The following is a 10740-nucleotide window of genomic DNA, read 5'->3' on the forward strand; positions in this document are numbered from 1 at the left end:
CCCCGAGGCGGGACGAGTCGCATCGGCCAGCTACCCCCGAGGCGGGACGAGTCGCATCGGCCAGCTACCCCCGAGGCGGGACGAGTCGCATCGGCCAGCTACCCCCGAGGCGGGACGAGTCGCATCGGCCGGCTACCCCGCGGCGGGTCAGCTCCCGAGTCGCTCCCCTTCGGAGATCCGCACCCCGCGCGCCCAGTCCGCCGCCCGCATCGGCTTCTTGCCCTGCGCCTGCACCCACAGCAGCTCGACCCCGTAGGAGCCGGTGCCGACGTACACGTTGTTCTTCCCGGCCGCGATCTGCCCCGGGGCGAGGTCCGTCCGCTCGGGCACGGGGGTGACCTGGATGAGCTTGAGCCGCTCACCGCGGAACGTGGTCCAGGCGCCGGGCGCCGGCGTACAGCCCCGCACCACCCGGTCGACGCGCAGTGCGGGAGCGTTGCAGTCGACGCGAGCGTCCTCGACGTTGACCTTGGGGGCCAGGGTGACCCCCTCGGCAGGCTGCGGCACGGCCTTGAGGGTGCCGTCCTCGATCCCGTCCATGGTGGCCGCGAGCAGCCCGGCACCGGCGAAGGCGAGCCGCGTCAGCAGGTCGCCGCTGGTGTCGGTGGGCCGGATCTCCTCGGTCACCGTCCCGTACACCGGGCCGGAGTCGAGCCCCTCCTCGATCAGGAAGGTGGAGGCCCCGGTGATCTCGTCGCCGGCCATGATGGCGTGCTGCACGGGCGCGGCGCCCCGCCAGGCGGGCAGCAGGGAGAAGTGCAGATTGACCCAGCCGTGCGCGGGGACGTCGAGGGCGACCCGGGGCAGCAGCGCGCCGTAGGCGACGACGGGGCAGCAGTCCGGCCCGATCTCCCGCAGCCGCTCCAGGAATTCGGGGTCCTTCGGCTTCGCGGGCTTCAGCACCTCGATGCCGGCCTCCTCCGCCCGCTCGGCGACGGGCGACGCGACGAGCCTGCGCCCGCGCCCGGCCGGCGCGTCGGGCCGCGTGACGACGGCGGCCACCTCGTGCCGCCCGGAGGCGAGCAGAGCGTCCAGAGCGGGAACGGCGACCTCGGGTGTACCGGCGAAGACGAGCTTCATGGGGTGGTGGCGGCCTCTCGGGCGGGGGTCGATGACGGGCAGCACACAAGTCTATGAGCCGTGGGGCGGGAAGCCGCCGACGGCGCCCAGCCCCCACGGGAGAGCTGAGCCTCTCGGCCAACAGTTACGGGCGGTGCGCGGGTGGGAGACAAGAGCCGAAGGCCGTAGGCCGAGGCGCACACCCCGCGCAAACGGGCGCACGCATATGCCCCCACGCCCCCACACCGTGACCCGCGGAGCGAATCCGCGTTGGTCAAGACAGAGTTGACCACTTCGGGCCGCGATCGCGGCCCATTCCTTTCAACGCCGGTTCGAGAGGCTTGTTCATGGCCGACCACGCAACCCACGACGCCCAGGCTCGGGCCAGCCTGCACTTGCTGGTGCGGGACATCGAGCGGGTCCGCCGGCAGGTGGACGCACTGCGCACGCTCACCGCCCAGCTGGGCAACGTCTACCGCCCGCGCCGCTCCGGCCCCTCCACGGGCTTCGTCGTCTACGGGCGCGCCCCCGCTCCGACCGTCCGTCTCGCCCAGGAGCTGCGGGACAGTGTCGAGACCCTGGTCACGGCGGCCGTGGACTTCGACCGCTCACTCGGTTTCTCGTGGGACGCGGTGGGCTCCGCTCTCGGAGTCACCAAACAGGCGGTGCACCGCCGTTACGGCGCCCGCCGTGCCACGGCCCAGTCGCCCGCGGCCGAGCCGGAGCGCACGCCGGAGCCGTCCGGCACGCGCACGGTCAGTGTGAACACCGGCCTCCCCACGGTGCCGACGGTCCCCGCGGCCCGCTCCATGCCCACACAGCCGACGGCAGGCAGCCCGGTCCTCCGCGACGAGGCAAGGCCGACGGCCTTCCCGGGCCCGCGCAACGGCTGACCCTCCCTCGCTCCGCCCTCCTGGAACCACGTTTCCGGGAGGGCGGCGGCATCTCCGGGGCCACGCTGGTACCGGGCAAGGGCCACCGTTCGCACCCGTGCGACACCCACCGGCATCAGCGCCCCCCACCGGCCCCGGCAGCGCCCCTCACCCGATATCCGCCGGGTCGATCCGCACCCAGACCCCGGAACCGCCCCCGCCCCCACTCCCCCGGGCCATCCGTGCGGCCTGCGCGGCCTTCAGCGCGGCGGCCAGGGCCGCGCCCTTGCCCGGCGGCACCCGCAGCAACGCCCGCTCCCACTGCTCCCCGGGCGGCGGCGCCCCCGCCCGCCTCGGCCGCCCCGGAGGGGGAACGGGCAGCGGCACGGGCCCCAGCACCTCGGCCTCCGGCGGCATTTCGGCCGTACGGAGGAAGTCGGCCACCGCCTCAGCCGGTCCCGACACGGCCGCCATCCGCGACACCGGCGGAAACCCCAGCTCGGCCCGCTCCGCCAGCTCGCGCACCGCGTGTCCGACGGGATCCCACCGCACGAGCGCCTGCACGGGCCGCAGCGTCGGCTCGGCGACGACCACCACCGTGCCGCCGGCCGACTGCGGCCGGACCAGGGACGCGGCCGCGATCCACCGCCGCAACGCGTCCTCCCCCGCCCGCAGATCCGGCCGCCCGAGCATGGCCCACCCGTCCAGCAGCAGCGCCGCCGCGTAACCGCCCTCGGCGACGGGCTCCGCCCCCGGCGTACTCACGACGAGCGCGGGTGCTCCCGGCACCGTGTCGAGCACGTGTTCACGCCCCGAGGTCCGCACCGGCACGGCGGGAAAGGCCCGTCCGAGTTCCTCGGCGGTCCGCCGCGCCCCCACGACCGAGGCCCGCAGCCGGAAGGACCCGCACTCCGGGCAGTGCCAGCCGCTCTCCTCACGCCCGCACCAGCCGCAGCACAGGGCACCGCCGTCCCGCGTCTCCAACGGCCCCGAGCAGTGCCGGCACCGCGCCGGCGCACGGCAGCCGGCGCACGCCATGCGCGGCACGTACCCCCGCCGGGGCACCTGCACCAGCACCGGCCCCTGCCGCAGACCGTCCCTGACGGCCTGCCAGGCGAGGCTCGGCAGCCGGGCGGCGCGAGCGGCCTCGTCCCGGGCGAGGTCCCCGTCCCCGACGGTCCGTACGAGCGGAGCGGCCCCGCGCACCTGCTCCCGCCCGGCGACGAGCGGCCGCGCCCATCCGCTCTCCACGAGCTGAGCGGCCTCCACCGTGCAGGACCAGCTCCCCAGCAGGAAGCCGCACTTGTCCTGGGCGGCGCGCAGCAGGAGCACCTCGCGGGCGTGCGGCTGCGGGGCGTGCTGCTCGCTGTGGCTGTCGTCCCCGTCGTCCCAGAGGGCGACCAGTCCGAGGTCCTGGACCGGCGCGAACATCGCGGCCCGGGTCCCGATCACGGCCCGGACGGATCCCCGCCGCACCGCGAGCCACTGCGCGTACCGCTTCTCGGGCCCTGCGTCGGCGGTGAGCACCGCGTGCCGCCCCTCCCCCAGCAGGGCCGTCAGCGCGGCGTCGGCCCGCGCGACCGCGCGCCCGTCGGGCAGGACGACGAGCGCCCCACGGCCGGAGGCCAGCGTCGCCGCGACGGCCCGGGCCAGCTCCTCGCTCCACTGCGGCCCGGGCAGCGCGTTCCACACGGCCCGGGGCGCGCCGCCGGAGGCCAGTGACTCCAGGAAGGCCGCACCCCGCTCGTACCGCTGCCAGGACCCCGGCTCCGGTGCCGGGGGCGGCGGCAGGGGCGCGGGCGACGGGCGCTGCTCGGCCCGGGCGTTGCGCGGGGGCACGGCGAGCTGCAGGACGTCGGCGAGGCTGCCCGCGTACCGGTCGGCGACCGCCCGGGCCAGCCCCAGCAGCTCCTCGCTCAGCACCGGCTCGGGCGAGACGACCTGGGCGAGGGCGGCCAGCGGCCCGGAGTAGTCGGACTCGGGCAGCCGCTCGACGAGGAAGCCGTCGATCAGCCCGCCGCCCTCGCGACGGCCCTCCCGCACCCGGTGCCGCCCGGCCCCGAACCGCACCCGGACCCGCACGCCCGGCTGGGCCTGAGCGTCCAGCTCCTCCGGGACGGCGTAGTCGAAGTACCGGTCGAGATGCAGCACGCCCTTGTCGACGAGCACCCGCGCCACGGGCAGCTCCTTGGCGAGCGCGGCCCCCCGCCACGTCCGCGGCTTGGCCCGGGGCGTGTTCGCCTTCCGCACACTCTCCCGGATGAGCGCGAGCTGCTCCGGCGGCGCACCCTCGCCACCGCCACCCGCCTGTTCGTTCTCGCTGCTCACGCTTGCATTCTTACCAAACACCACTGACATCCGGCGGCGCCCGGGAGGGGCCCGGGACACGGCGAAGGCCCGGCTCCCGAAAGGGAACCGGGCCTCAATCCTCGGGGCTCGTTACAGCCCCGCCGCCTTGCGCAGCGCGTCCACGCGGTCCGTGCGCTCCCAGGTGAAGTCGGGGAGCTCGCGGCCGAAGTGGCCGTACGCCGCCGTCTGGGAGTAGATCGGGCGGAGCAGGTCGAGGTCGCGGATGATGGCGGCCGGGCGGAGGTCGAAGACCTCGTCGATCGCCTTCTCGATCCGGTCCGTGTCGATCTTGGCGGTGCCGAAGGTCTCGACGAACAGACCGACCGGCTCGGCCTTGCCGATCGCGTACGCGACCTGGACCTCGCAGCGGGTGGCGAGACCCGCGGCGACCACGTTCTTGGCGACCCAGCGCATCGCGTACGCCGCCGAGCGGTCGACCTTGGACGGGTCCTTGCCGGAGAAGGCGCCGCCGCCGTGGCGGGCCATGCCGCCGTAGGTGTCGATGATGATCTTGCGGCCGGTCAGGCCGGCGTCGCCCATCGGGCCGCCGATCTCGAAGCGGCCGGTGGGGTTCACCAGCAGACGGTAGTTCTCCGTGTCGAGCTTGATGCCGTCGTCCAGGAGGGCCTTCAGCTCCGGCTCGACCACGAACTCCTTGATGTCCGGCGCCAGGAGCGAGTCCAGGTCGATGTCGGACGCGTGCTGGGAGGAGACGACGACGGTGTCCAGGCGGACCGCCTTGTCGCCGTCGTACTCGATGGTGACCTGGGTCTTGCCGTCCGGCCGGAGGTAGGGGATCGTGCCGTTCTTGCGCACGTCGGACAGGCGCTTCGACAGGCGGTGAGCCAGGAAGATCGGCAGCGGCATCAGCGTCGGCGTCTCGTCCGTCGCGTAGCCGAACATCAGGCCCTGGTCGCCCGCGCCCTGCTTGTCGAGCTCGTCCTCGTCGCCCTCGACACGGTTCTCGTACGCCGTGTCCACGCCCTGGGCGATGTCGGGCGACTGGGCGCCGATCGACACCGAGACGCCGCAGGAGGCGCCGTCGAAGCCCTTCTTGGAGGAGTCGTAGCCGATTTCGAGGATCTTGTTCCGGACCAGCGTCGCGATGTCCGCGTACGTCTTGGTCGTGACCTCGCCGGCCACGTGCACCAGGCCGGTCGTGATCAGGGTCTCGACGGCGACCCGGGAGGACGGGTCTTCGCGCAGGAGCGCGTCGAGAATGGTGTCGCTGATCTGGTCAGCGATCTTGTCGGGGTGACCCTCGGTCACGGACTCCGAGGTGAACAGGCGACGGGACACAACGCTCCCTGTGGTTGCAGCGGCTGCTGGCTGATCATTGGCGGACGGCGGGGGCTGCACCCGGCGCCGTCCGTGGAACAGTTTATCGGTCACGCTTCGGCCACGGTCCCCCTGTCTCGCCACTCGGGAGTGCTGTGACCTGCGGCACGGGCATTCTGCCCAATGCCGAGCGGCGTTGGCCAGAGGCGCCACGCCTCGATCGGCCGGGTTTGATCGGCTTCGAGGGCGACTGGAGCATCAGCGGAGGCGCTCGGTGACCAGGTCCCACACGGTTTCGGCCAGGGCCTCCTTGGGGCCGTGCGGCACCGCCGTCTCACTGCCGTCGGCGCCGAGCACGACCGCCTCGTTCTCCTCGGAACCGAAGGTCTTGCGCTCGCCCACCTCGTTCACCACCAGCAGATCGCACCCCTTGCGCTTCAGCTTGGCGCGGCCGTTGGCGAGGACGTCGTCCGTCTCCGCGGCGAAGCCGACGACCACCTGCCCGGCGCGTGACCGGTCGGCGGAGACCTCCGCGAGGATGTCCGGATTCCGCACCAGGGTGATCGGCTCCGGCTCCTGGTCGTCCTTCTTCTTGATCTTCCCGGCCGCGTACGTCGCCGGGCGGAAGTCCGCCACCGCCGCCGCCATCACCACGGCGTCGGCGTCGGCGGCGGCCTTCAGCACCGCCTCGCGCAGCTGCACGGCCGTGCCGACCGGGACGACGTCCACGCCCGCCGGGTCGGGCAGGGTGCTGTTGGCCGCGATCAGCGTGACCCTGGCGCCGCGGGCGGCCGCCGTGCGGGCGAGGGCGTAGCCCTGCTTGCCGGAGGAGCGGTTGCCGAGGAACCGGACGGGGTCCAGGGGCTCGCGGGTGCCCCCGGCGCTGATGACGACGTGCCGCCCCTTGAGGTCCGGCTCCCGGACGCCCCGGGCCAGGACCCGGCGGCAGACCTCGAAGATCTCGGCCGGGTCGGGCAGCCGGCCCTTGCCGGTGTCGACGCCCGTGAGGCGGCCCACGGCGGGCTCGATGACGAGGGCGCCGCGGCGGCGCAGCGTCGCCACGTTCTCCTGGGTGGCCGGGTGCTCCCACATCTCCGTGTGCATGGCGGGGGCGAAGACGACCGGGCAGCGGGCGGTGAGCAGGGTGTTGGTGAGGAGGTCGTCGGCGATGCCGTGGGCCGCCTTGGCGAGCATGTCGGCGGTGGCCGGGGCGACGACGACCAGGTCGGCGTGCTGTCCGATGCGGACGTGCGGCACCTCGTGCACGTCGTCCCAGACCTCGGTGGAGACCGGGTTCCCGGAGAGCGCGGACCAGGTGGCGGCGCCGACGAACTGCAGCGCGGAGGCCGTGGGCACCACGCGCACGTCGTGGCCCGACTCCGTCAGCCGCCGCAGCAGCTCACAGGCCTTGTACGCGGCGATGCCGCCGCTGACCCCCAGAACGACCTTCGGCTTGTCCACGTCTCTCCCCGTCTCTCCCCGGACTCGGCGACCCGGACCTCGGCGCCCGGCACACCGTACGACTCCATGACACACCACAGGCCCGGCAGTCGGCCTGCCGGGCCTGTGGAAAAGTCAGCATCAAGCTGCAAATACTACTTACTGCGCCGGGCCCTCGACGGCCTCGGACGTCAGGAGCCCCGCGTTGATCTCGCGGAGGGCGATCGAGAGCGGCTTCTCGTGGACGTGGGTGTCGACGAGAGGACCGACGTACTCGAGGAGACCCTCGCCGAGCTGCGAGTAGTACGCGTTGATCTGGCGGGCCCGCTTGGCCGCGTAGATCACGAGGCTGTACTTCGAGTCGGTGGCCTCGAGGAGCTCGTCGATCGGCGGGTTGATGATGCCCTCGGGCGCGGAGATGGAAGAGGACACGCTCTACCTTCCGATGGATGGGAAAGATTCTGTCGGGGTGATCAGCGAGGACCGGATCGATCAGCGATGGTCACACGACGTTCATCAAGGCTAGCAGCTCGCGCGCCACGTCCTCGACGGAGGTGTTGACCAGCGTCGTGTCGAACTCCGGCTCGGCGGCCAACTCGATCTTGGCGGCCTCGAGCCTGCGCTCGATCACCTCGGGCGGTTCGGTGCCCCGCCCGGTCAGTCTGCGCACCAGCTCCTCCCAGGAGGGGGGAGCCAGGAACACCAGCTGGGCCTCGGGCATCGACTCCCGGACCAGGCGGGCGCCCTGCAGGTCGATCTCGAGGAGTACGGGCTCGCCCTTCTCCAGGCGCTCCTGCACGGCCGCACGCGGCGTGCCGTAGCGGTTGCCGGCGAACTCGGCCCACTCCAGCAGTTCGCCGTTGGCGATCAGCTTGTCCATCTCGTCGTCGGTGACGAAGAAGTAGTGGACTCCGTGCTGCTCGCCGGGGCGGGGCTTGCGGGTCGTCGCCGACACGGAGAGCCAGACCTCGGGATGTTCCTTGCGCATATGGGCGACGACCGTGCTCTTGCCGACCCCTGAGGGGCCGGAGAGCACGGTCAGCCGCGGACGTGCGTCCGGGGGTACGGGGGACGTCCCCCGGGGTGTTACTGCCATGCAGCGATTATCCAGCAATCCCGGAGTGCCCGGGACTCGCTTCCCCGGAGTGCCCGGTTCAGGAGCCGGTGCTGCCGAACTCGCGCTCCAGGGAGGCGATCTGGTTGGAACCGAGGCCGCGCACGCGGCGGCTCTCGGAGATACCGAGTCGCTCCATGATCTGCTTGGCGCGGACCTTGCCCACGCCCGGCAGGGACTCAAGAAGGGCGGAGACCTTCATCTTGCCGATGACGTCGTTCTCCTGGCCCTGCTTGATGACCTCGTGGAGGGAGGCGCCGGAGTGCTTGAGTCGATTCTTGACCTCGGCCCGCTCCCGGCGAGCCGCGGCGGCCTTTTCGAGCGCGGCTGCGCGCTGTTCAGGGGTAAGGGGCGGAAGAGCCACGCCTACGTCACCTCGGATGTCGAACTGTCGGATACGGACCGGTGAGGAACCTAGTCGCCCCACACCTGGGGAGCCACGAGCAACACGCTTGCCCGTTCACTCTCGTCGGAGACTAGCGGGCAAGTCCGCCAGAGTCAGCGAGAACAGCGGAAAAGTCCTGGTCAGCCTTCATCTGAACGGACATTTAGGACATACTGCCCCGGATTTGAGGATGTATTCAGACTCAAGCGGGCCCCGGACCACTCATCGGAGGTCTCGGGAAGAGGTCAGGACGCCGCCACGGTGTGACGGATCTCCTCCGCGAAGCGTTCCGCCGCGTCACGCAGAGCGACCGCGTCGGGACCGTGGCGTAGCACTCCCCGGCTGACGTTCGGCACGACGTTGCGCACGGCGGCGCCGAAGACCCGGGGAAGATCGGCCGGCGTGGCCCCCTGGGCGCCGATGCCGGGCGCGAGGAGCGGGCCGTTGATGTCGAGGTCGTAGGTCGACAGATCACCCAGGGTGGCGCCGACGACCGCGCCGAAGGACCCCAGGGGCTCCTCCCCCGCGTTCTCGGCGGCGAGGTGGGCGAGCATCGTCGCTCCGACGTTCCGGCCGTCGGCGCGCACGGCGTGCTGGACCTCGCCGCCCTCCGGGTTGGACGTCAGCGCCAGCACGAACAGCCCCGCGCCGCTCTCCCGGGCCAGCGCGACGGCCGGGCTGAGCGAGCCGTAGCCGAGGTACGGCGAGACCGTGAGCGCGTCGGAGAACAGCGGCGCGTCCTTGTGCAGGAAGGACTCGGCGTAGGCGGCCATGGTCGAGCCGATGTCGCCGCGCTTGGCGTCCATCACGACCAGGGCGCCGGCCGCCCGGGCCTCGGCGACGGACTTCTCCAGCACGGCGAGCCCGCGCGAGCCGAAGCGCTCGAAGAACGCGCTCTGCGGCTTGAGCACGGCGACCCGGTCGGCCACGGCCTCGACGACCGTGCGGCTGAACCGCTCCAGGCCCGCCACGTCGTCGTTCAGGCCCCACTCGGCGAGCAGGGAGGCGTGCGGGTCGATGCCGACGCACAGCGGGCCGCGCTCGTCCATCGCCCGGCGCAGGCGGGCGCCGAAGGGTTCGAGACCACTCATGCCGTCTTCCTCACGTCGGCGCCCACCGCGTCGGCGAGCGTGGCGTACGGGCTGGTGCGCAGGCGCGCGGCGAGCCCCTTGTGGATCGCGCGGGCGTAGAAGGGCCCCTCGTAGACGAAGGCGCTGTAGCCCTGGACCAGCGTGGCACCGGCCAGGATGCGCTGCCAGGCGTCCTCGGCGTTCTCCACGCCCCCGACGCCCACCAGGGTGATCCGGTCGCCCACGCGCGCGTAGAGGCGGCGCAGGACCTCCAGGGAGCGTTCCTTCAGGGGCGCCCCGGACAGGCCGCCGGTCTCCTCGGTCAGCGAGGCGTCGGACTTCAGGCCGAGTCCGTCGCGCGCGATGGTGGTGTTCGTGGCGATGATCCCGTCCAGGCCGAGTTCCACGGCGAGGTCGGCGACGGCGTCGACGTCCTCGTCGGCGAGGTCCGGGGCGATCTTGACCAGGAGCGGGACGCGCCGCGCCGGCACCGTGCGGTCGGCGGCCTCGCGGACGGCGCTCAGCAGGGGGCGCAGGGCCTCGGTGGCCTGGAGGTTGCGCAGCCCCGGCGTGTTCGGCGAGGAGACGTTGACCACCAGGTAGTCGGCGTAGGGCGCGAGCCGCTCGGCGGACTTCACGTAGTCCGCGACGGCCTCCTCCTCCGGAACGACCTTGGTCTTGCCGATGTTGACGCCGACGACGGTCTTGAAGACGGGCGTCCGGGAGGCCAGGCGGGCGGCGACCCGGAGCGAGCCGTCGTTGTTGAAGCCCATGCGGTTGATCAGCGCCCGGTCCTTCACCAGGCGGAACAGCCGCTGCTTGGGGTTGCCGGGCTGCGGTTCGCCGGTCACCGTGCCGATCTCGACATGGTCGAAGCCGAGCATGGCCATGCCGTCGATGCCGACGGCGTTCTTGTCGAAGCCCGCGGCGAGACCGAAGGGGCCGTGCATGCGCAGGCCGAGGGCCTCGGTGCGCAGCTCCTTGTGGCGGGGCGCGAGGGCGGCCGCGAGGAAGGTGCGCAGCACGGGCACGCGGGCTGCCAGGCGGATCCAGCGGAAGGCGAGGTGGTGCGCCTGCTCCGGGTCCATCCGCTTGAAGAGCAGATTGAAGAAGATCTTGTACATGCTGTCCTCACGAGGACGTGGTGTCCTCACGAAGAGGGGGACACCGTTT

General features: G+C 72.5%; 10 protein-coding genes. 1 reads left to right on the plus strand and 9 read right to left on the minus strand.

Features of this window, described 5'->3' with window-relative positions; genetic code table 11:
- Window positions 1-147: 147 nt before the first annotated feature.
- Complete coding sequence (gene fmt / locus ABZ948_RS14300; protein ID WP_359759399.1) at window positions 148-1080, minus strand: methionyl-tRNA formyltransferase; 933 nt, start codon at window positions 1078-1080, stop codon at window positions 148-150.
- 326 nt (window positions 1081-1406) lie between these two features.
- Here fmt and ABZ948_RS14305 point away from each other — a divergent pair, with 326 nt between their 5' ends.
- A complete protein-coding gene (locus tag ABZ948_RS14305; RefSeq protein ID WP_359759324.1) occupies window positions 1407-1952 on the plus strand; it encodes a hypothetical protein in 546 nt (181 codons plus the stop codon).
- Window positions 1953-2099: 147 nt separating this feature from the next.
- Here the strand turns inward: ABZ948_RS14305 and ABZ948_RS14310 are convergent, their stop codons facing one another.
- The 8 genes from ABZ948_RS14310 to ABZ948_RS14345 form a co-directional block, all read right to left on the minus strand.
- Entirely contained in the window at window positions 2100-4259 is a 2160-nt protein-coding gene (locus ABZ948_RS14310; protein ID WP_359759326.1) for a primosomal protein N', read from the minus strand.
- A 111-nt stretch (window positions 4260-4370) separates the two neighbouring features.
- Entirely contained in the window at window positions 4371-5579 is a 1209-nt protein-coding gene (metK, locus tag ABZ948_RS14315; RefSeq protein ID WP_359759328.1) for a methionine adenosyltransferase, read from the minus strand.
- A 237-nt stretch (window positions 5580-5816) separates the two neighbouring features.
- On the minus strand, window positions 5817-7019 hold the full coding sequence (gene coaBC / locus ABZ948_RS14320) for a bifunctional phosphopantothenoylcysteine decarboxylase/phosphopantothenate--cysteine ligase CoaBC (RefSeq protein ID WP_359759330.1): 1203 nt from the start codon (window positions 7017-7019) through the stop codon (window positions 5817-5819).
- 138 nt (window positions 7020-7157) lie between these two features.
- Window positions 7158-7430: a DNA-directed RNA polymerase subunit omega gene (gene rpoZ / locus ABZ948_RS14325; RefSeq protein WP_003988945.1), complete on the minus strand. Its 273-nt coding sequence runs from the start codon at window positions 7428-7430 to the stop codon at window positions 7158-7160.
- A 70-nt stretch (window positions 7431-7500) separates the two neighbouring features.
- Window positions 7501-8094, minus strand: coding sequence for a guanylate kinase (gene gmk, locus ABZ948_RS14330; protein ID WP_359759332.1), 594 nt, complete (start codon window positions 8092-8094; stop codon window positions 7501-7503).
- A 58-nt stretch (window positions 8095-8152) separates the two neighbouring features.
- A complete protein-coding gene (locus ABZ948_RS14335) occupies window positions 8153-8476 on the minus strand; it encodes an integration host factor (protein ID WP_003977346.1) in 324 nt (107 codons plus the stop codon).
- A gap of 266 nt (window positions 8477-8742) precedes the next feature.
- Window positions 8743-9588 (minus strand): orotidine-5'-phosphate decarboxylase, encoded by an 846-nt coding sequence (pyrF, locus tag ABZ948_RS14340; RefSeq protein WP_359759334.1) that lies wholly within the window; start codon window positions 9586-9588, stop codon window positions 8743-8745.
- Window positions 9585-10691 (minus strand): quinone-dependent dihydroorotate dehydrogenase, encoded by a 1107-nt coding sequence (locus tag ABZ948_RS14345; RefSeq protein WP_359759336.1) that lies wholly within the window; start codon window positions 10689-10691, stop codon window positions 9585-9587. The genes pyrF and ABZ948_RS14345 overlap by 4 nt, the downstream gene beginning before the upstream one ends.
- Between the last annotated feature and the right edge of the window lie 49 nt (window positions 10692-10740).

The organism is Streptomyces olindensis (assembly GCF_040645895.1).
In the GTDB taxonomy this organism is placed as follows: domain Bacteria; phylum Actinomycetota; class Actinomycetes; order Streptomycetales; family Streptomycetaceae; genus Streptomyces; species Streptomyces olindensis.

Bases quoted from the DNA above. Each gene is read 5' to 3' on its own strand.
- fmt (WP_359759399.1), bottom strand. From the start codon at position 1,080: ATGAAGCTCGTCTTCGCCGGTACACCCGAGGTCGCCGTTCCCGCTCTG.
- ABZ948_RS14305 (WP_359759324.1), top strand. From the start codon at position 1,407: ATGGCCGACCACGCAACCCACGACGCCCAGGCTCGGGCCAGCCTGCAC.
- gmk (WP_359759332.1), bottom strand. From the start codon at position 8,094: ATGGCAGTAACACCCCGGGGGACGTCCCCCGTACCCCCGGACGCACGT.
- pyrF (WP_359759334.1), bottom strand. From the start codon at position 9,588: ATGAGTGGTCTCGAACCCTTCGGCGCCCGCCTGCGCCGGGCGATGGAC.
- ABZ948_RS14345 (WP_359759336.1), bottom strand. From the start codon at position 10,691: ATGTACAAGATCTTCTTCAATCTGCTCTTCAAGCGGATGGACCCGGAG.